The organism is uncultured Clostridium sp. (assembly GCF_937920395.1).
GTDB lineage: Bacteria > Bacillota > Clostridia > Clostridiales > Clostridiaceae > Clostridium_AD.
On record NZ_CALEVF010000041.1, the window covers coordinates 43,877 to 66,437 of the forward strand.

Annotated in this window: 17 protein-coding genes and 1 pseudogene; 3 read left to right on the forward strand and 15 right to left on the reverse strand. The window is 32.0% G+C overall.

All coding sequences use genetic code 11. The annotated features are described in order from the left end of the window. Positions 1 to 11: 11 nt before the first annotated feature. The 6 genes from Q0649_RS04905 to Q0649_RS04930 are packed head-to-tail and all read right to left on the reverse strand — an operon-like array spanning position 12 to position 5,270. Complete coding sequence (locus Q0649_RS04905; RefSeq protein ID WP_298838201.1) at positions 12 to 326, reverse strand: ferredoxin family protein; 315 nt, start codon at positions 324 to 326, stop codon at positions 12 to 14. Further along, positions 316 to 1,995 carry an adenylyl-sulfate reductase subunit alpha gene (locus Q0649_RS04910; RefSeq protein WP_298838204.1) on the reverse strand — a complete coding sequence of 560 codons (1,680 nt, stop codon included), beginning with the start codon at positions 1,993 to 1,995 and terminating at the stop codon, positions 316 to 318. The genes Q0649_RS04905 and Q0649_RS04910 overlap by 11 nt, the downstream gene beginning before the upstream one ends. Positions 1,996 to 2,052: 57 nt before the next feature. Next, positions 2,053 to 2,640, reverse strand: coding sequence for an adenylyl-sulfate kinase (cysC, locus tag Q0649_RS04915; RefSeq protein WP_298838207.1), 588 nt, complete (start codon positions 2,638 to 2,640; stop codon positions 2,053 to 2,055). A 29-nt stretch (positions 2,641 to 2,669) separates the two neighbouring features. Beyond that, positions 2,670 to 3,398 (reverse strand): ABC transporter permease, encoded by a 729-nt coding sequence (locus tag Q0649_RS04920; protein WP_298838210.1) that lies wholly within the window; start codon positions 3,396 to 3,398, stop codon positions 2,670 to 2,672. Further along, positions 3,376 to 4,215 (reverse strand): ABC transporter ATP-binding protein, encoded by an 840-nt coding sequence (locus Q0649_RS04925; protein ID WP_298838213.1) that lies wholly within the window; start codon positions 4,213 to 4,215, stop codon positions 3,376 to 3,378. The genes Q0649_RS04920 and Q0649_RS04925 overlap by 23 nt, the downstream gene beginning before the upstream one ends. 14 nt (positions 4,216 to 4,229) lie before the next feature. Next, positions 4,230 to 5,270, reverse strand: coding sequence for an aliphatic sulfonate ABC transporter substrate-binding protein (locus Q0649_RS04930; RefSeq protein ID WP_298838216.1), 1,041 nt, complete (start codon positions 5,268 to 5,270; stop codon positions 4,230 to 4,232). A 447-nt stretch (positions 5,271 to 5,717) separates the two neighbouring features. On the opposite strand from Q0649_RS04930, the gene Q0649_RS04935 reads away from it, so the two are divergent. The 3 genes from Q0649_RS04935 to Q0649_RS04945 all read left to right on the forward strand — a co-directional run bounded on the left by Q0649_RS04935 (position 5,718) and on the right by Q0649_RS04945 (position 12,714). Beyond that, entirely contained in the window at positions 5,718 to 6,434 is a 717-nt protein-coding gene (locus Q0649_RS04935) for an SGNH/GDSL hydrolase family protein (RefSeq protein ID WP_298838219.1), read from the forward strand. Positions 6,435 to 6,694: 260 nt separating this feature from the next. Next, positions 6,695 to 11,215, forward strand: coding sequence for a glutamate synthase large subunit (gene gltB, locus Q0649_RS04940; RefSeq protein WP_298838222.1), 4,521 nt, complete (start codon positions 6,695 to 6,697; stop codon positions 11,213 to 11,215). A 65-nt stretch (positions 11,216 to 11,280) separates the two neighbouring features. Further along, positions 11,281 to 12,714, forward strand: coding sequence for a glutamate synthase subunit beta (locus Q0649_RS04945; RefSeq protein ID WP_298838224.1), 1,434 nt, complete (start codon positions 11,281 to 11,283; stop codon positions 12,712 to 12,714). 278 nt (positions 12,715 to 12,992) lie between these two features. On the opposite strand, the gene Q0649_RS04950 is transcribed toward Q0649_RS04945, so the two are convergent. From Q0649_RS04950 to Q0649_RS04990, 9 genes and pseudogenes are all read right to left on the reverse strand, one after another. After that, positions 12,993 to 15,011, reverse strand: a complete 2,019-nt coding sequence (locus Q0649_RS04950; protein ID WP_298838227.1) for an alpha-amylase family glycosyl hydrolase — start codon at positions 15,009 to 15,011, stop codon at positions 12,993 to 12,995. A 170-nt stretch (positions 15,012 to 15,181) separates the two neighbouring features. Further along, on the reverse strand, positions 15,182 to 16,126 hold the full coding sequence (locus Q0649_RS04955) for a PLP-dependent transferase (protein WP_298838230.1): 945 nt from the start codon (positions 16,124 to 16,126) through the stop codon (positions 15,182 to 15,184). Between the two features lie 16 nt (positions 16,127 to 16,142). After that, positions 16,143 to 18,443, reverse strand: a complete 2,301-nt coding sequence (locus tag Q0649_RS04960) for a sulfurtransferase TusA family protein (protein WP_298838233.1) — start codon at positions 18,441 to 18,443, stop codon at positions 16,143 to 16,145. 25 nt (positions 18,444 to 18,468) lie between these two features. Further along, entirely contained in the window at positions 18,469 to 18,876 is a 408-nt protein-coding gene (locus Q0649_RS04965; RefSeq protein ID WP_298838236.1) for a M67 family metallopeptidase, read from the reverse strand. Between the two features lie 5 nt (positions 18,877 to 18,881). Next, positions 18,882 to 19,712 (reverse strand): molybdopterin-synthase adenylyltransferase MoeB, encoded by an 831-nt coding sequence (locus Q0649_RS04970; protein ID WP_298838239.1) that lies wholly within the window; start codon positions 19,710 to 19,712, stop codon positions 18,882 to 18,884. After that, complete coding sequence (gene thiS / locus Q0649_RS04975; protein ID WP_298838242.1) at positions 19,702 to 19,917, reverse strand: sulfur carrier protein ThiS; 216 nt, start codon at positions 19,915 to 19,917, stop codon at positions 19,702 to 19,704. The genes Q0649_RS04970 and thiS overlap by 11 nt, the downstream gene beginning before the upstream one ends. Positions 19,918 to 20,326: 409 nt before the next feature. After that, positions 20,327 to 21,238, reverse strand: coding sequence for a PLP-dependent cysteine synthase family protein (locus Q0649_RS04980; protein ID WP_298838244.1), 912 nt, complete (start codon positions 21,236 to 21,238; stop codon positions 20,327 to 20,329). Further along, on the reverse strand, positions 21,222 to 21,872 hold the full coding sequence (locus Q0649_RS04985) for a class I SAM-dependent methyltransferase (RefSeq protein ID WP_298838247.1): 651 nt from the start codon (positions 21,870 to 21,872) through the stop codon (positions 21,222 to 21,224). The genes Q0649_RS04980 and Q0649_RS04985 overlap by 17 nt, the downstream gene beginning before the upstream one ends. Before the next feature lie 484 nt (positions 21,873 to 22,356). After that, a pseudogene (locus Q0649_RS04990) lies at positions 22,357 to 22,551 on the reverse strand (PLP-dependent transferase); the annotation flags it as partial. Positions 22,552 to 22,561: the final 10 nt, after the last annotated feature.

A 22,561-nucleotide genomic window follows, 5' to 3' on the forward strand; every position in this document is an offset into this window, starting at 1 on the left:
ATTTAACCTCCCTAATATTTATTACCTTCAGTTTCATTTGTTGTAATGATTATCTCGACCTTATTTGGCTTAAAGATGTGCCAATGAAGAAGATTTTTTTCTTTTTTAGTATTTAAGTAAGTTCCTTTGCCACCAATATCGACGCCCAGATAATAATTTATAGCCTGGACTGGACATTCTTTAAGACAGGCAGTACAACCCCAACACTCATCAGGGTATTTAATAAAAGCCTTCTCTTCATCATTTTTAAATATAAGATTTCCAGGGCAAGTATTAAGACATTTACCACAACCCACGCATTTTTGTAAATCTATTTTAATGCTCATAAACTTCATCTCGCTTTACTAAGTTTCTAAAGACAACCTGAACCGTGCCTTCCTTATATATAGTATTTACATACTTAAGCAAGTTTTCGTCTTTTTCCTTGAAATCTGCATTTTCACCATAACATTTCCAGCGAGTTTCTTTCCTTGCTAAAAGGTGAACTATTAAAACTTTACAGACATATAGTCTATCAATAACTTCGTATATTTGAAGTAGTTCTCGCATATCTTTAGCACTTAAATTATTTGAAAGAACTAAAAGTTCTTCTATTTTTTTGCTAGCAATTTGTAACTTAGAAGAATTAAAAACATAATTCTTAGATATACCACCTGCATATTCATCCATTACCTTTTGCATAGCCTCTTCAATACCATTTATAGAAAATAAGCTATCCTTATTAGAAAGAAAAGTTTCTAATAATTTTATTTTAGATGAAATTTTTTCATCATCAATTTTCTTATTTTTCTTGTTTTCTATAAATTCAATTGCCGCACAAGCTGCAATTTCACCTTCTACGAAACAACCAGTCACATATTTTTTAGGACTTCCTCCAGCAACGTCTCCCGCTGCATATAAGCCGGAAATAGTTGAAGCTCTTTTTGTATCCACCCAATATCCACTAGCTGCATGTCCACCAACTATATAAGGTTCTGTACCTTCTATCTCAAGGTTCTCCATGCTTGGTCCAATACCATCTTCAATCCACTTCAAAGTCTGAGCTGGTGCCATATTAAGATACGCCTTATAAAGTTCTTCCTCAGTTTCATCTGAAATGCCTTTTGTTTTCAAATAACAAGGTCCATGGCCTTTACTATTCTCTTCTACAGTTGCAAATAATCTTATAGCCGTTAATTGTTTTCCATAATTTTTTACATATTCATCTCCACTAGCATTAACTTGCCTTGCACCAATACCTTGAGCCACTGTACCTGTTGGTGCTATAGTATCTTTACACCTTAAAGCAATAAATCTCATTTCAAAAGAGGTCATTTCAGCTCCGGCTCTTATACCCATAGCATAACCCGCCCCAGTATTAAAAGGCGAATACCACATCTTATGTTTAGAAAAGCCAGGATTATTGGGTTTATATAGACCAGACGCTCCTCCGGTAGTACAAATTACAGCTTTCGAATAAATCACATAAAATATGTTTTCTTGTATATGAAAACCATAAGCACCAATAACCACATCATCTTTAACAATGTAATCTATTATATTTACATTGTTTAAAACATTTACATTTTGCTTTAAATTGACCTCATTTGCAAGAAGTGGCTTTATGTTTTCTCCGTTAATTTTAATACTTCGTTTGCCTCGAGTCACATATTCACCCTCTGAATCTTTTAAAATAGTAAGTCCTATACTCTCCATGTGTTTTGTAACCTTAGTTAGATTCTTAGCTATGGAATATACTAAATCTTCTCTTATTATACCCTCAGCTTCATTTTTAACATAATCTACAAATTCTTCTGGGGTATGACCTTTATTAATGTAGGCATTTATTGCATTTACTCCTGCAGCTAAACACCCACTTCTTCTAATATTAGCCTTGTCTGCTACAATAATATTAATATCTTCCTTCTTACTTAATGTTAATGCTGCATAACATCCAGCGGTGCCTCCACCAACTACTAATACATCTGTTTCTAATATTTTTGTTTTAAGCCTCATTATATCCTCCTATCTAAGATATCTAAAATAAAACAGCTATAAATATATTATTCTATTTTAGATACCTACCTTTAAATAGTCCAATATTTGATCTACACATTGATCTACTGTTTTTTCCTTTGTGTTTACAACAATTTCAGGATTTTCAGGTTTTTCATAAGGAGCAGATATACCTGTAAATTCTTTAATCAAGCCTTTTCTTGCCTTTTTATATAAATTTTTAGGATCTCTTTTTTCGCATTCATCTAAGGGGCAATCAATAAATACTTCAATAAAGTCATCGCCTATTGTTTTACGTGCCATTTCACGATTCACCTTTAATGGAGATATGAAACAAGCAATGGTTATTAATCCTGAATCTACAAACAATTTTCCAATTTCGCTAATTCGCCTAATATTTTCATTTCTATCTTCCTTTGAAAACCCAAGATCCGAGTTTATACCTAGGCGAATATTATCTCCATCTAATAGATAGGTTGCTTTACCCATTTCATTTAATCTTATATCTAAAGCATTTGCTACTGTTGACTTTCCAGAACCTGATAACCCAGTAAGCCATAATAACCTTGATTTTTGTGATAATAGATTTTCGCGCTCATCTCGAGTTACAAAAGTATCATGCCAGGTAAGATTTTCTATGCTCATTTATATTAACCTCCATCACTATTATAAAACTATGCCCTATCAAGGCCCCATTTATGTCTCATATTTATCTCGAGTCTTGAAAAAACAAGTTTGTCAACGAATAGTCCAAGAATTATTATTACTATCATTACGGCTACAACTTGGCTAATGTCTGCAAGATCACGCCCTACCATAAGCACTTGACCAAGACCCTTTGTTGACGATAACATTTCTCCTGCCATCAAAGCCCTCCATGCAAATGACCAACCCTGCTTAAGTCCACTAACTATATCAGGTAATGCTGCAGGCAAAATAACATGGGTATAAACCTTACTACCCTTTGCACCCATTGTTTTTGCTGCTCTTATATATAATGGATTTACATTTTGTATTGCATATTTAACTGATATTGCCACTGCGAATGTTGAACCAATTGCAATTACGAAAATAATTGAAATCTCACTAAGACCAAACCAAAGAATAGCAAAAGGCAACCAGCAAATACTTGGTAAAGTTTGTAGTCCTAAAATTAATGGTCCTAGATTTTCATCTAAATACTTGAATTTAGCAATTGTAAGTCCTAACGTCAACCCTATTATTACTGATATAAAATATCCAACTACAATTCTCTTTAAACTTGCAACAATAGCTATTCCTATTGTGTTATCTTTTATAAGTGAAAGTAAAGTACCAAAAACGTCAAAAGGTGATGGGAAAATATATGGTTTCCAAATTTTAAAAATATCAACACCTAGCTTATAAATCCCCTCCCATATCATTATCAGGAGTATATAGAACAGTATTTTCTTCAATATTCCAATCACCATCGTATTCTGCTTTTGCAACCTTCTCCACCTCCTCTTTTAATGCTTTCATTATCTTAGATGTATAATAAGCTATATCAGAACTTTCCATTTCCCTAGGCCTTGCAAGTTCTATCCTAAATTCTTGTTTTATTCTACCAGGATTAGCTGCCATAACTACAACTCTATTAGCCAAATAAACTGCTTCTTCTGCATTATGGGTAATAAAAATAATTGTTTTTTTTGTATTTACCCATATTCGTTGCAACTCTTGTTGCAGCATCATTTTAGTCTGACTGTCAAGGGCAGCAAAAGGTTCATCCATTAGCAGTATTTCAGAATCAAGAGATAGTGCACGGGCAAGAGCTACTCTTTGCTTCATTCCACCTGATAACTCATAAACATAAGAATCTTGAAATTTTGATAAATGTACCATTTTTAAATAATGAATAGCCTTCTTATATCTATCTTCCTTAGGCATTCCAGCCATCTTCATGCCAAACTCTACATTATCTATTACCTTAAGCCATGGAAATAATGCAGCTTCCTGAAACATCACTGTTCTATCAGGCCCAGGACCTGTTATTTCATTACCATTAAGTAGTACAACACCTGTGGTTGCTTTTTCAAGTCCTGCTAAAATATTTAGTAAAGTTGATTTTCCACAACCAGATGGACCTAATATGCATACAAAGTCACCCTTTGTAATTTCTAAATTGAAATTTTCAAGTGTACTTGTTTTCTTATGCTTTGAAATAAACTCCTTACTAACGTCCTTAACTATAAGACTCAAACTTATCACCTCTTTTATTTGATTTGAACTTGACCTTTTTCTTTTAAAACCTTATTTAGAATTGTTAGGTTAAACAAATTCTTTGTGTCCGGATTCAATCTTAAGAACCCTTCTTGAAGTGAAAATTTAACAAAATCTAAAACAGAATCCTTTTCTGGATTATTTGTAACTGTTAATCTATTGAACGCAGCATCTAAAACATCTTTTTCTATTCCTTTTTTTGTTAGCTCAGTAATCTGCTTATTAACAATTAATTTAGAACTACCTGGATTCTTATTAATATAAGTAGTAGCTTCTACATGTGCTTTAATAAAATTTTTAACAATCAATGGATGATCCTTTAAAAATTCTGTTCTCACAACTACTACAGCTGTCGTATATTTTCCTTGCATAAATAAGTCTTTGTAATCCAAGATAATATTCGATCTTGCCTCTTTAATAAGTCTTGATCCCCAAGGTTCAGGTACTAATGCAGCATCTATGTCACCTTTTTTTAATAATGATAAAATGTCAGCATTTGATGCTTGCCTTACTTCAACTGTTCCACCCTTTATTTTATCCTTAAGTCCATTTTCAGACATTATGTTCCTAAGTGTTAAATCTTGAGTATTTCCAAACTGTGGAACTGCAATTTTTTTGCCACTCAAATCCTTTAAATTCTTAATAACCATTCCTTTTTTAGATACGAATATTGCACCTGCATCCGTTGCACCTGCAATAATTTGAATATCTCCCTTAGATTTTGCATATCCATTTATAGCAGGGCCAGGCCCAATATATGCAATATCAATAGCTTTTGCAAACAATGCTTCTACTTCTGCAGGTCCTGCATTAAATAATTTCCACACTAATTTGTTTTTCGTTCCAATAGCCTTTTGAAAGCTACCTTGTTCACGTCCTACAAGAGCTTGCGAATGGGTGATATTTGGGAAATATCCAACCCTAACATCAACATTCTTATTTACCACTTTTTTTGAACACCCAGCTAATCCAGCAATAATTAAAATACCTGCTAGTATTGCCCCTGAAATTTTAAATTTCTTTGAATTTTCCAATGTGGGCCTCCTACTAAAATTAGTTATATTGAAATATTCAATATAATATATATTTTAAATAATACATATCTTCAATAGATTAATATTTTCTTTCACAACTATTCCCTTCTACATAATAATAACTTTCAACTTTTAACTATTTTGTCAGAAGTATTTAATTAGATATAATTTATAAAGTATTCTTCTAAACCAATCATACCTTTCCTATAGGTTAGGTGTATATTATCATTAGTTTAATCAATTGTCAACAATTACATTACTTACACTATTTTATTGTTTTCCATAGAATATACCAAATAATAATGGTAATACTATATTAAATAAGTAACTTAAAAAAAATTCAATATTTAACGTAGTTTTGATAACTATGTATTGAAATGTTTGTATTTATATGGTATTATATTAATATAGAATAAGTAATATAATTTAGTTTTATGGAGGTATATTATGGAAGTTAAAGATAGCTACATTATAGTAGCATATGGTGATTCTATTACAAAGGGTGTTATTTACGATGATAAAAAATCTAGATATGCAACTTTAAAAGAAAATTTTACAAGTATTGTTGAGAATAAAATAAAAGGTCCTGTGTACAACGCAGGTAAATTTGGTAATACAATTATACGTGGAGCACTTAAAATGTACAATGATGTGATTAAAAAATCTCCTGATATGGTTTTAGTAGAGTTTGGTGGTAATGATTGCGATTATAAATGGGATGAAATCGCCAAAAATCCAGAAATGGAATATAAACCAAACACTGATATATCTACTTTTCGCGAAACATTACTTTCAATGGTTGATACGCTAAAGAATAATCACATAATACCTGTACTTTTGACTTTGCCTCCACTTGATCCTTTAAAGTATTTTAACTGGATTTCAAAGGAAAATATTACTTCTGAAAAAAATATTTTACATTGGCTCGGAACGAAGGATAGACTTTTTACTTGGCACAATTCATATAGTAAAATGATTTCTCAGGTAGCTAAAGAAACTGGTACTGTACTTATTGATGTTCGTTCTGAATTTTTAAAGCATAGTGATTACACTCAGTTTTTATGCAAAGATGGAATACATCCAAATGTAGAGGGTCAATCATTAATAGCAACTGTTATATTAAACTTTATAAAAGAAAATTATGATTTTTTATTAGAAAGTTAAAAGAATAAATTTACTTGATAAACTTTTTAGAAAAATCAGACATAATAATACAGTCTCTTTCCTTGGCAACAATCATTGAAATTTATTTTCAATGATTGTTGCTTTTATTATTAGACAATAAAAACACTTATATTAGTAAATTTCTTATCAATAGTCTGTAAATTGTTAATTTTGACTCATTAAAAAATCTAACTTGCAAAATCATAGAATCGTGGTACAATTTATATTATTAGTTTATAAAAATAGAAGGGGGTAATATTGTGAATAATAGCATTGGTTATCCTGAAAAGCAGGGGTTATATGATCCTGCTAATGAAAAAGATAATTGTGGCGTTGGCTTTGTAGTGAATGTCAGAGGCGAAAAAACCAACGGTATTATAAAAAAAGGGCTAAAGGTTCTTGTGAATTTAACCCATAGAGGTGCAGTAGGTGCAGATCCTAAAACTGGGGATGGTGCAGGTATACTCGTTCAAATTCCAGATGAATTTTTTAGAATTAGTTGTGACAATTTAGGACTTGAATTACCTAGAATCGGGAAATACGCTGTAGGAATGACTTTTTTACCAAAAGAACCGGCGTTAAGATTTCAATGTGAAGGAATATTCGAGAGAATTGCAGAAGAAGAAGGACAAAAAATAATAGGCTGGAGATCTGTCCCAGTTGATAGCAGAAACATTGGTGACACAGCAAAAGGAACCGAACCTATTATAAGACAAATATTTATAGGGTCGACTTTTAGAGATGAATCACTTTCAGAAGATGAACTGCAAGAAGAATTTGAAAGAAGACTTTATATTATAAGAAAAAGAGCTGAAAGTGAAGTAATTAAATTAGTTAATAGAAATACAGAATATTTCTATATCTGTAGTCTTTCTAGCAGAACAATTGTTTACAAAGGACTTTTACTTGCTGACCAAATAAAGGGTTTTTACATTGATTTACAAGACATAAATTTTAAAAGTGCTCTTTGTCTTGTTCATCAAAGATATAGTACAAACACCTTTCCAACGTGGGATTTAGCTCAACCTTTTAGATATTTGGCTCATAATGGAGAAATAAACACTATTCGTGGGAATCGAAACTGGATGAATGCACGAGAAGGAATAATAAAATCTAAGGTGTACGGAGAAAATCTTAAGAAGTTATTCCCAATTATTAGTCCTAATGGTAGTGACTCAGCTTCGTTAGATAACATGTTAGAACTATTAAAAATGGATGGAAGATCTCTACCTCATAGTTTAATGATGTTGATTCCTGAAGTTTGGACTACAAACGATGATATGAAAGATTATAAAAAATCATTTTACGAATATCATGGATCTCTCATTGAACCTTGGGATGGACCAGCCGTTGTTGCATTTACAGATGGAATTCGAATAGGTGCAACCCTTGATAGAAATGGACTTAGACCTGCAAGATATGTAATAACAAAGGATGGTTTTGCTGTTCTTGCATCTGAAGCTGGAGTACTTAAATTTAAACCAGAAGATATCAAAAAAAAGGGCAAACTTCAACCGGGAAAGATGTTCCTAATTGATACTAATGAAGGACGAATAATTACAGACGACGAAATAAAAAAAACAGTTTGTACAAATAAGCCATATGGTGAGATGGTTTTAAAAAACAAACTATATCTAGAAGATTTTGAAGGTGTAGTTGATGAAATTATAATAGATAAAGATATTTTAAAAGAGAAACAGCAAGCATTTGGTTATACTCTAGAAGATTTAAAACTTATTTTGTCTCCAATGGCAAAAGACGGGAAGGAACCTATCGGTTCTATGGGAAACGATACTCCACTGGCTGTTTTATCTAACAAACCACAACTTTTATTTGCTTATTTTAAGCAACTTTTTGCACAAGTTACCAATCCTCCAATTGATTCAATTAGAGAAAAAATGGTAATGTCTTTAATGAACTATGTTGGCTCTCAGTATAATGTTTTAAATCAGGATTCTAATAACAATCCATTTATTGAAATAAGTAGACCCCTTTTAACTAATTTGGAAATGGCTAAAATTAAGAATTTAAAAGATAATGCTTTTAAAACAACAACAATTCCTATAACTTTTAAGGCAGATACTGGCATTGAAGGTTTTAAAATGGCACTTGATAAAATTTGTGAAAGAGCATCTGCAAGAATTAAAGAAGGATATAACATTATCGTTCTTAGTGATAGATTAGTAGATTCTTACGATGCTGCCATCCCAAGTTTACTTGCATTATCTGCTGTACAACAACATTTAACAAGGGAAAAAACCAGAACCTTTGTTTCTTTAATAGTTGAAACAGGAGAAGCAAGAGAAACTATGCATTTTGCATTACTAATTGGTTATGGTGCAACTGGTGTTAACCCATACCTTGCATTTAAATCAATTGATAATATTATAAATGAGGGTGACATAGAAAATATTTCAATAGAAAAAGCCCATGAGAACTATATACATGCTATATCACAAGGTCTTTTAAAGATACTATCAAAGATGGGAATATCAACTATTCAAAGTTATCATGGAGCACAAATTTTTGATGCAGTTGGCTTAAACTCTAAGTTTCTACAAAAATACTTTGGAGGAACACCCTCTAGAATAGGTGGAATCGGTATTGAAACTGTGGCAAAAGAAGTATTAATAAGACATAAAAATGCCTTTAACAAGTTAAGGAAACCCATAGCTGAACTAGATGTGGGTGGATTATATTCTTGGAGAAAAGAAGGGGAATATCACTTATTTAACCCTGATACAATATATAAACTTCAAGTAGCTGCAAGAACTAATGATTATAAATTATATAAGGAATACTCAAAGAACATAAATGATCAGGACAAACATTTATGCACAATTAGAGGATTATTTGAACTTAATTATGGGAATGAAATTCCAATAGAACAGGTAGAACCTATTAGTGAAATAGTTAAGCGTTTCTGCTCAGGTGCAATGTCATTTGGATCTATTAGTAAGGAAGCTCATGAAACTATGGCTATAGCTATGAATAGACTTGGTGGCAAAAGCAACACTGGCGAAGGTGGAGAAGATCCTGAAAGATTCAAGGTTGATCAGAATGGAGATTTAAGACGAAGTGCAATTAAACAAATAGCTTCCGCTAGATTTGGGGTTACAACTGAATACCTCGTTAATGCAGATGAATTACAAATTAAGATAGCTCAAGGAGCAAAGCCTGGTGAAGGTGGTCAACTACCTGGTAAAAAAGTTGATGTTAATATCGCAAGGCTTAGGCATTCAACACCTGGAATTGATTTAATATCACCTCCACCTCATCATGATATATACTCAATTGAAGATTTAGCTCAGCTTATTTATGATTTAAAGAGTGTAAATCCTCATGCACGAATAAGTACAAAGTTAGTTTCTGAATTAGGTGTTGGAACAATAGCTGCTGGAGTTGTTAAAGCACATTCAGATGCTATAGTTATAAGTGGTCATGATGGTGGAACCGGCGCTTCTCCCCTATCATCTATTAAACATGCAGGACTTCCTTGGGAGCTTGGACTTGCTGAGACTCAACAAGTACTTTTATTAAATAATTTAAGAAGCAGAGTAACAGTTCAAACTGATGGTCAGCTTAAAACTGGTCGTGATGTTGTTATCGCTGCACTTCTTGGAGCAGAAGAATTTGGATTTGCAACTACAGCGCTTGTAGTACTCGGTTGTACTATGCTAAGAAATTGTCACTTAAACACTTGTGATATGGGTATAGCTACTCAAGACCCAAAGCTTCGTAAGAATTTCAAGGGCAAACCTGAATATGTTGTAAACTTCTTTACCTTTATTGCAATGGAAATAAGGGAATATATGGCAAAAATTGGATTTAGGACTATGAATGAAATGGTAGGTAGAGTGGATAAAATTAGTCCTAAAAAAGCTATCACTCATTGGAAAGCAAAAAATCTAGATTTATCAAATATTTTATATAAACCTGATATGCCAAAAAGAATTAAACGTTACTGTGTAATTGCGCAGAATCATGGTTTAGACAATTCTTTAGATTATAAACTTATTGAAATGGCAAAAGAATCTTTAGAAAATGGAAGAAAAAGCACCTTTAACTTAGAAATTGAAAATGTTAATCGTTCTGTTGGTGCAATGTTAAGTGGAAGAATTGCTATGAAATATGGTGCTGCTGGGCTTCCAGATGACACAATAACATTAAATTTTGTTGGAGCTGCCGGTCAAAGTTTCGGAGCATTTGGTGCTAATGGGTTAACATTAAAATTAGTGGGAGATGCAAATGATTATGTTGGAAAAGGATTATCTGGTGCTAAAATTATAGTAAAGACACCAGAAAATTGTACCTTTATTCAAGATGAAAACTTCATTGCTGGTAACACTATTCTTTACGGAGCAACTTCTGGTAAATTATTTATAAACGGACTTGTAGGTGAACGTTTTGCAGTAAGAAATTCAGGAGCTGAGGCTGTAGCCGAAGGAATTGGAGATCACGGTTGTGAATATATGACTGGTGGAGTTGTAGTTATTATTGGAATAACAGGCAGAAACTTTGGAGCTGGAATGAGCGGCGGTATTGCATATGTTATAGATGAGAATGAAACTTTTAAATCAAAATGTAATATGGAAATGATTGAAGTTGAATCAATAATCTCAAAATCAGATCTAGATCAGCTTTATTCAATAATAAAAGAACATTTCGATGCTACTAACAGTAACAAGGCTAATATAATTTTAAATAATTGGAATGAATATAAATTAAAGTTTAAGAAAGTAATTCCAACCGCTTATAAAGCAATATTAGAAGGTAAATAGAAGATATAGAACTGTTCCTCTTTACTTAGAACAGTTCATACTTTTCAATTTTGGAGGTGTTAAATTTGGGAAAATTGCAAGGTTTCAGAGAATTCAAAAGAGAAACTGCAAAAAAACGCCCTGTTAAAGATAGAATTAAGGACTCTAAAGAATTATTCATTAAATTCCCAGTTGATAAATTACGTCAACAAGGTGCAAGGTGCATGGAGTGTGGCGTCCCCTTTTGTAACTGGGGCTGTCCTCTTGGAAACTTAATTCCAGATTGGAATGACATGGTATATAAAAAGAAATGGGAAAAAGCATATGATAGACTAACGCTTACAAATAATTTTCCAGAATTCACAGGCAGAATTTGCCCTGCTCCTTGTGAAGGTTCATGCACATTAGGTGTTAATAGAGATCCTATCGCAATAAAGGAAATTGAATTAAATATTATTGAAAAAGCATTTGAAGAAGGATGGACAAACCCACTCGAACCGAGGGTAAGAACTGGTAAAAAAGTTGCTATAATTGGTTCTGGTCCATCAGGTCTTGCCGCAGCTGCCGAACTTAATTCAGTAGGACATGATGTAACTGTATTTGAGAGGGACGACGAAATAGGTGGGCTTTTGCGTTATGGTATACCAGATTTCAAATTAGATAAAAGTATAGTCGAGAGACGTGTTAATTTTATGAAGGAAGAAGGCGTTAATTTTAAAACTAACGTAAATGTTGGCGTAGATTATTCTGCAAAAGATCTTTTAGCGCAGTTTGATGCTGTGGCTTTAACCGGTGGAAGTACAATCCCTCGTGATTTGAAGGTCGAAGGACGTAATCTTAAAGGTGTACACTTTGCTATGGATTATCTGAAACAACAAAATAAAAGAGTTTCGGGCAAAGAACTAGAAACTACCGAAATAAATGCTAAAGACAAAGTAGTACTAGTACTAGGTGGTGGGGATACAGGTTCTGATTGCATAGGCACAGCTATTAGGCAAGGTGCTAAGAGTGTATACCAGTATGAAATTATGCCAAAACCTCCTATTGATCGTGATGATTCAATGCCATGGCCAACATATCCTAGAACATTAAAAACTACAACTTCTCATGAAGAAGGTTGTAATCGTGATTGGAATGTTACTACAAGAAAATTTACTGGTGAAGGTGGCATTGTCAATACACTTCATGCTTCTAGAGTGGAATGGACACATACTGAAAAAGGGATGCAAATGATTGAAATACCAGGATCAGAATTTGAGCTAAAAGTTGACCTAGTTATTTTAGCTATGGGTTTTTTACATCCACAACATGAAGGCTTGCTTACTGATCTAGGTTTAGATTTTGATATCCGTGGCAATGTAATTGTAGATGATGATTATATGACTAAAACTAAAGGTGTTTTTGCTGCTGGCGACATGAAAAAAGGTCAATCATTAGTTGTTTGGGCAATATATGAGGGTCGTTTAGTTACTAAAAATATTGATGAATACTTAATGGGAGAAACTTCATTAAGAGGATAAAAAACAACTAAGAGTGCGTGGACTATGAAATTTCTCCTGCGTGACTACAAATAAGAGCTTGAAACGTGAAAATCCATCAATTAATTCTAATCTTTTGCCAATATAAATTTCTCTAGCACTCACATTCGGCTTACAGCCGGTTCGCTAGCCTTCCTTACAGAAGGCTCACGTGAGTTTTATATTGGCAAAAGAAGAATTACTAAATGGATTTTCAATGTTTCTGCTCTTCTTATTTGGAGTCACTTCCGGAGAAACTTCCTAGGACTGCACTATTATTTTCACACTTTCTTTAATACTAGCACTGTTCTGCTTGGTATATTTATTATAATTCCATTATTACCAATTTTTTCTTGCAACGCATTGGAGTGATAAATATAATTAGTATTAATCCTTTTCTGTCCACCAAACATAACTTCATCGCTATTAAAAACAACCTTATAATCACCATTTTCAGAAGTCGGAAGCTCATACCTTGGGAAAGAACAAGACGGATTAAAATTAAATAGAAATATGAGTCCTGCCTTTCTGAAAGCAAGCAGTTTAAGTTTCTCATCAGTCCAAAGATTTTGTAGATCAGTGGCACTTAAAACATTATAATGTTTTATAAATTTTATCATATCTCTATCAAAATTAGATAAATACTCATACTTAAGATCCTTGTTTTCCATCAGACTCCATTGCCTTCTTGCATATTTATAGCTCCAATTATTGCCTTCTCTTGGGAAATCAATCCATTCCGGATGACCAAACTCATTGCCCATAAAATTCAAATATCCTTCTCCACCTAAAGTTATAGTGAAAAATTTAATAAGCTTATCCAGTTCCATTGCTCGATTTATTATTAAATTATCATCATCTTTGAGCATATGTGAATACATTTCCTTACCGGCGAGCCTAAACATTATTGTTTTATCACCTACAAGGGCCTGATCATGTGATTCAGAATAACCTATATTTTTCTCCATAGGCCTCCTACTAGTTAATTCATGCCATAATTGATTCATACTCCATTTTTCATCAGGTAACTCTTTTAATATTTTCACCCAAAGATCAGGTACCCCCATAGATAAGCGATAATCAAAACCTATACCACCAAAACTTACTGGTATACACATTCCAGGCATACCACTCATATCCTCAGCTATTGTTACTGCTGTAGGATTAATTTCACGAATTAGATCATTTGCAAATTGAAGATAAGTAATTGCTTCTATATCAGTCTCCATACTAAAATATTTACTGTAGTCTGTAAATGCTACGCCTAATCCTTGGTGATGGTATAGCATCGATGACACACCATCAAATCTATAACCATCAAAATGGTATTCAGTAAGCCAAAACTTAATATTAGATAAAAGAAAATGAATAACCTCCGGTTTTCCATAATTAAATAGTTTTGTACCCCAAGCTGGATGATTTCCTTTAATACCAGCATGGAAAAATTGATAATCAGTTCCGTCGAACTCATTAATACCCTCAGCTATATTCTTAATTGAATGAGAATGTACTAAATCAAGTAAAACTGCAATTCCCATTTTATGAGCCGTATTAATCAAGGTTTTTAAATCCTCTGGAGTACCAAACCATGAAGAAACTGCATAAAAATTAGATACTTGATAACCGAATGAAGCATAATAAGGATGTTGCATAATTGCCATAAGTTGCAATGTATTATAACCCTCAGCCTTTATCCTTGGAAGCATATTTTCTGTAAACTCATTAAAAGTACCAATGCCCTCTTTTTCCTGTGCCATCCCAACATGAGCCTCATATATAAATAATGATTTCTCACTTTTAATATGGAAATCGCTATCCTGCCAAATGAAATCATTATCGGGCTGCCAAATTTGGCCTACAAAATCATGAGTAATAGGGTCTTGAACTGTCCGCTTAATATAAAGTGGAATTCTATCTCTTGATTTCCCATTAGCCTCTACTCTTACCTTAACAAAAGACATATGTTTAAGAGCTCGCGATCCTTTCAAGAAAATTTCCCAATTTCCATTTTCTTTTTTTTGCATTGGATGTGTGTGTGGATCCCAATAATTAAAGTCACCAATCAAATAAAGAGCATCAGCATTAGGCGCCCATTCTCTATAAATCCATCCATCCTTCATTAAATGAAAGCCATAATATAATTCACCATTTGCAAAAGAATTAAAACTTTGTTTATACCCTAGCAATTTTTTCTTAGAAGATGAATATGCGTTCATTCTAAGTTTAATATCGCTTTCATACGGTTTAAGGTATGGATCGATATCCATTATTTTAATGTGTTCATTTTTGTTATCCTCCATAAAAAAATCACTTCCTATTCATAGTTTTTTATATACAAAATATATTATACCTAATATATTAAATTCGACTAAATATTGTAAAATCCTTTGTTTTTTAAAAAATAAATAGGATAACTTAAAAAAAGCAGCATTACATGATATAACATCATGTAAGCTGCTATTTATAACTATTATTTAATGGAACTCATAGCTCCCTCAATATCACCTAATATGTCTTCAATATCTTCAATTCCAACAGAAAGTCTAAGCAAATCATCGTAAACTCCCATTTGCTCCTTTTCATCAAAAGTGTTACTGGCACATATTGTTGAAGCAGGATGAATAATTAATGTTTTAGTGTCTCCAATATTCGTAATGTTTAATATCATTTTCAAGTTATTAATAAACTTAAAAGCATTCTCTTTACTTCCAAGTCTGAAAGTTAAAACCCCACTAGCTCCATTCTTATAATATTTTTGAGCAATATTATAATATTTAGAACTTGGAAGACTTGGATAATTTACTGATGTTACCTTACTATTACTACTTAAAAATTCAGCAACTGCTAATGTATTTGTGTTATGTTCTCTCATTCTAAGTGCTAATGTTTCAATTCCAGTTAGATTTAAGAAAGCATTAAAGGGTGCAAGTGATGCTCCGATATCTTTTCCTACAGTATTCCTAAGTTTGGCAGTGTACGCCATTTTTCCGAATTTTTTATAGTATTCACTAAAATTCTTATACTTAATATCTTTATATTTACTGCTTCCTCCATCCACTATAATTCCACCAATAGAATTTGAGGTTCCATTTATATATTTAGAAGTTGAATGTATAACAATATCTGCCCCATATTCAATTGGTCTTATAATAAATGGGGTTGTTATCGTAGAATCTACAATAAAAATAATATTATGTTTATTGCAAACCTTAGCTACTTCCTCTATATCGAGTACGTCAAGTTTTGGATTACCTAATGTTTCTCCAAATACTATCTTTGTATTCAGATTTATAACCTTTTCTAACTTTTCTGCCGCATTATGAGCAAACGCATTTGATAAATGCAAAGGTGTATTAGTTGCTCCTGTTTCATCTGTTTTTAGATTCCCATGTATCAATTTAGTGTTAAATTTCATATTTACACCTCTGAGTTTATTTTTTTTCAACTACTAGTAAATTGTAACCTTCGAAATTATTGTCAATCAATATTATCTTGTTACCTTCTTTTGAAACACTCAAAGGAACATTTTTTATAGGATCACCATCATCTAAATAAAAGCCTCTTTTTTCACCAGACTTTATTTTAGAAAGTTGAATTTTAACTTTTACAAAATTCATTGGACATGTAACTCCTCTAAAATCAATAACTTCATATTCTTTACTTATAGGCGATTCCTCTAACACATTAATCGATACTTCCTTTGGAAGTGTTATTTCTAATTGTCCATTTAATGATCCATACATTTCTTTTACTTTGTTATAAAGGTATTCAATTTGCTCTGCTTTATTTGTTATATCCATGATATCGCAAAGTTTGTAATCAAGAAGTGTATCGAAAAGTTCCACAACAGATTTATTAACATAACCTGTTTCAACAAAATTTATATTAAATTGTTTGAATATTTCTTTATCCTTTGCTGTATCTATGCCCTTTAATACTAAAAGAGTTCTCGCAGATGACACTGTAGCATCGTACAAATCCTGTGATTCTTTGCTGGATTTATACTTTAAAAGAGAACTCCGCGCATTTGATAAATCAAGTTTTATAACGTCAAAGACTCCTGTACTACATTCACCAGGTCCCCGTCCTTCAATAGAGAATTTCTCACTTGATCCTAAGTCATAATAAAGATCAGGGTTTTCTTTAAATGTTTCCATAGCTCCATATTTATTAGTTAACTCTCTTACATCTTTATCAGTATTATTTAAAAATTCTTCAAAAGACTCATAACCAGATGTTTTTTTAAGTTTAGCAAGCTCTAAAAGGTACATAGGTATCTTCTTTGCAGGAACATCCCCATATACTTCTCCAATTTTAGCAAGGCCATGCCCAACACTACCACCAAATGATACAGTATACGTAGGCATTAGACCATCTTCTGTTCGTTTTGCTCTTCCACTTAAACCTATTTTGCCTATTTGATGACGACCACAGGAATTAGGACATCCCGATATAAAGATTCTAGGAAGTGATCCTTTAATCTCATCAGTATTATCACTAAATTCTTCCTTTATAGCTTGTAATAAGTTTTGTGATAAACAAAGTCCTAATTGACAAGTTGATGCACCAACGCAAGTTACTGAATTATATATGTTAAAATTTGATGAAAAAGGTGCTATTATTTTTAATAATGTTTTTGCATCAATGTCTTTCAAATCTCTTACAAAAAAGCTTTGAGTATTTGCAAGTCTTATAGATATTTCATAATCCAATTTACTAACAAAGTCTAACATTTTTTGAAGGTTTACCGCTTCTAAATTCCCACCTTGAGGATGTACGTAAACAGAGTTATAGCCAATTTGTTTTTGTTGGAATAGAACACTTTCATACATCTTATTAATTTCAGAACTTTCAGCAATTTGCTCATATTTATCAATTATGATATCATCTATTATTAAATCAAGATTTATATCATCTTTTATTCTTATTAGTTCTTCATTAAGCCTTAGTTTGAATTTTTCTTCACCTAGTCTTTCAACAATATACCTTATTCTTGCTTTATGCTTATTGCTTCTATCCCCTTCTTTTTCAAAGAGTTCCTTCATAGCCTGGACATAATATAAAACATCTTTTGCACTAATAAACTCCTCTAGCTTTAGTGATACCTTCGGATTTCCTCCAAAACCACCACCACCGTAAACCTCAAAACCTTTATTTCCATCAACTATCCTTGCGATAAATCCTAAATCAGATATTGTAGCATTTCCAGTGTCGAAAAGACTGTTTGAAAAACCAATTTTATATTTCCTTGGGAGATTCATAGTAGTAGGGTCTTTAAGCAAATAATTAGTAACCTCACTCATATAACTAGTTACGTCAAATACGTCATTAATAGACACTCCTGAAAGAGGAGAACACTCAACATTTCTTACTGTATTACCACCAGTTCCTTTAGTAATTATCCCCACTTCTATAAGGTCCTTCATAATACTATAGACATCTGTAAGCTCAACACTTTGAAACTGAATATCCTGCCTAGAAGTAAAACGCAATAACCCTTTTGCATATTTTTTTGAGATATCACTAATTTTCTTAAATTGCTCTAACGTAATTACTCCACCAGGTATTCTAGTCCTTACCATATAAAAATCTGGAGTTCTTTGCTCATAAACTCCCATAGAAACTCTAAATGCTTTAAATCTAGTAGGATCAAGGTTACCCGCCATATATAAATCTGCTTTTTCTTTGAAATATTCGATAACCTTATAACTTTCTTCAGTAATATTAATCATCCCAAATCACTTCCCTTTGCATAAATTAAATAATTTTGTATTCTAGTTTAAGAACACCATTTTTGTTTATCTTAAATAAGTTAAATACTGGTTCTTCTTTTTCTAATGATAAAATACCATATATTATTTTTGGATCATATGCTAGTCTTATATCTTCCTCCGATGGCCTTGAGGGAGTATATGGATGGGAATGATAATTTCCAATGAACAACATATCATTACCTCTTATTATTTTTATTGTATTAAACTGCTCTTTAGGATCCATTGAAAAATGCTCACTACTTTTATCTAAATTTGTAAGTGGATATGATTTTTTCACATTAATTATATCTTCGCTTTTGCTTCCTGATAAAAAACCACAACATTCATTAGGAAATTCCTTTTTTGCCTGATTTACAATTCTATCTATCTCTAATTTATTAATATATATCATATTAATCACCCATTCAACTTTCCTGTTTTTAAATCACATGATGGATTTGCGTAGTCTATTAAAGTTGTTATAGTAGGATGTTCTCCACAAACTCCACATCGTTTATTATGATTTATTTTTATTTTCTTAAATTCCATCTTTAGTCCATCATAAGTTAGTAAATACCCAGCGAGAGTTTGTCCAAGTCCAAGTATATATTTAATAGCTTCAGTTGCTTGGAGTGTTCCAACAACTCCACCCATTACTCCTAGAACGCCAGCTTCTCTACATGTAGGCACCATTCCCTCTGGTGGTGGTGTTTGAAAAATGCATCTATAACAAGGTGTATTGTTATCTGGAATATAAGTAGTAAGTTGTCCATGAAATCTTATTATCCCAGCATGAGAAAATGGTTTTTTAGCAAGTACACAGGCATCATTTATTAAAAATTTTGCAGCAAAATTATCTGTTCCATCTATTATGAAATCATAATCCTGATCTTTTATAATATTTAAAATGTTTACAGATGTAGCAAATTCATTATACGTAATGACATTTACATCTGGATTAAGTTCATTTATTGTTTCTTTTCCAGATTCTACTTTAAGCTGACCCACATTCTTAGTTTGATGTATAATTTGCCTTTGAAGATTTGATAAATCCACAACATCACCATCTACAAGGCCTATTGTGCCTATTCCAGCTGCTGCTAAATACATAGCCGCTGGTGCTCCAAGGCCTCCTGTTCCAATAATAAGAACCTTTGAATTCAGTAATTTTTCTTGTCCTTCAACTCCAACCTCAGACAATAATATATGCCTTGAATACCTTTCTATCTGCTCCTCACTAAATTCCAAGGCTTCCACCTCCCATAAAATATAAAACTTCTATTTCATCATTTTCTTTTAATATAGTTTTCACAAATTGATCTCTATCCACAAATTCACCATTCAATTGAACTGAGACCATATCTGCCATTTCCACATCTTGTATTTTTAACATTTCAGTAACCGTAACCTCATCTTTAATATTTTTTGCTTCTCCATTTACTTTAATATTCATAGTTATTCCCCCAATATTTTAAATATTCGCACTTTATGTCTCATACCAAACCTGTATGTTTAATTAATTATATTCTATATAATATTACATTAGTAAAAACATGTCAATATTTTTTTATAGTTTAACCATATATATTGTGTATACTTTATTTATTTTTGAATATAATATATTTTAGCTATTTCATTACTTAGTTAGTATTATTAGTTAATTTAAAATAGGTTTACATTTTAAATTAAGTTTACATAACTCTAGATATGTAAACTACTTTATGCTCTTCTAACAAACTAATTTTATTTGTATTGCCCTTAGAATATTCCCCCCAAAAAAATTATGCAGCAAAGATTTTAGCTTTGCTGCATAATTTTAAATAGTATTTTCTAATTTTTAATTACTAAATTATTAATAAGTATTAATTATAGATATTTTTACTGAAATATCTATCCCCTCTGTCAGGTAATATGATAATAATATTTCCCTTTTCAATAGTTTCTGCAAGTTTTATCGCAGCGGCTATAGCAGCTCCAGAAGAACTGCCTACAAACAATCCTTCCTTAACAGCAATAAGTTTTACTTTATCTTTTGCCTCATTATCATTAATTTTAATAACACTTTGAACAAGACTTAAATCCATAGTTGTTGGAACAAAATTATTTCCTATCCCCTCGATATCATAACAATGTTCCTCACCACCACCAATTGTTGATCCATCCGGGTCTACCAATATACCTTTTATATTTTCATTTTTCTCCTTTAAATATTTCATAACACCACTAAATGTTCCACCACTTCCTGCTCCTGCAAGAAAATAATCAATTTCACCATCTAATGCATCATATATTTCTGGTCCTGTAGTTTCATAATGAGCCTTTGGATTAGCATCATTTTCAAACTGTTGTAATGAAATAGAATTAGGGATTTCATTCAATAGTTCTTTCGCCTTATTGATTGCACCTAGCATACCATCTTCCCTTGGTGTATTAATAATAGTGGCGCCAAGTGCTCTCATCAAAGTTAACTTTTCTACTGAGAACTTCTCTGGAACCACAAATATTATACTGTATCCTTTATTTATTGCAGCAAGTGCCACACCTATCCCAGTATTCCCTGCGGTAGCTTCAACAATTGTATATCCCACTTTAAGGATACCCCTTTCTTCTGCATCCTTTATCATGTAGACCCCAACTCTATCTTTTACGCTACCACCTGGGTTCTCACCTTCAAGTTTTGCGAAAATATTTACCCCTTCTTTTAATCCTAAATTATTTAATTTTATGAGTGGTGTATTTCCTATATTCTCTAGTACACTATTTATATATTTCACTATTTAGTCCTCCCTTATTTGCTACTGCAATAAAAATGCCAGTCTGTGTAAACTCACCTTTACTTGAATAGCCTTTACATAATAAATCTGTATTTTCAATATTAACAAGATTAAATCCTGCAGATTTTAACCACTCTTCAATCTGGTTATTTGAAAATCCAAGCCATTCGTCAAACATTTCAGTCCTTGCCCACTCACCATTATGCTCTTGTACATCTGATATTATTAAAGTTCCATCTTTCTTTATTATTCTAAACATTTCCTCTATTGCTTTTTTAGCATCCTTAACGTGATGAAGTGCCATATTAATAAAAACCACATCTACAGACTCATCAAACAACGCCAAACTATCTATAGATGATTTTATTGGATACACATTGTCAAATTTTTTTGTATCCATTAATTTTCTTGTTTCTACTAACATATTTACAGATTGATCTATAGAAAACACAATACTTGCATCTAATGCCAATGCTAATGATAAAAATCCAGTTCCACATCCTAAATCTGCCACAACCTTGTCTTTAATATTTACTTTAGATAAAACCTTATACTTTAATCTCTCATCAAAATATTCACTTCTTATTACATTCCAACTTTGTGCTATTTCATTAAAATAATCTACTGACCCCATAGTATTACCCCCATATATTTATTTTAAGTTAAGATTTTAAGTGTACTTTTCAACTAAACACTTAAACATAATATTAATTTCCATTTTACCGTTTCTAATAGTATTCATATCGGATTAGTTTTATTTCTATTATATGCTAAGTTTTATCTTTGTCAACTCTTGTTTAAATATTTATATTTTATATATGATCCGTTTATGGTAATGTCCTAGTGTACCACATTTAATTATGTCCCAAACATAAAATGTTAGATAATAAACCTCATGATTAGAAATGAGGTGCTGATAATAAGAAAGGTGAATTTAACTATGGAAGTACTTGATAAGTACTCTACTATAAAAAAATTAGTATAAACAATCTTACATCCATTTTTTATTTGAGATTAATTTCATATTAGTGTAAATCCAGTTGAATAATTACCAATACAAGTCTTACTCTTGGAAATAAAAAAGCTTTATACCACGATCTGTTTAAGTAATTTGCATACTATAATCCACTTTTTTTAAGTGATTGTTCTATATCAGCTATTATGTCATCTGCATCTTCTAGTCCAACACTAAATCTTAGATGTCCATTTTGAAATTTCTTTGGATAGAAATGATTTCTTTCTTTTGTTGGTCCAGTATAAACAATAAGACTTTCGTCATGACCTATTGAAACCGCTGAAATTATGAGTTTTAAAGAATTTACA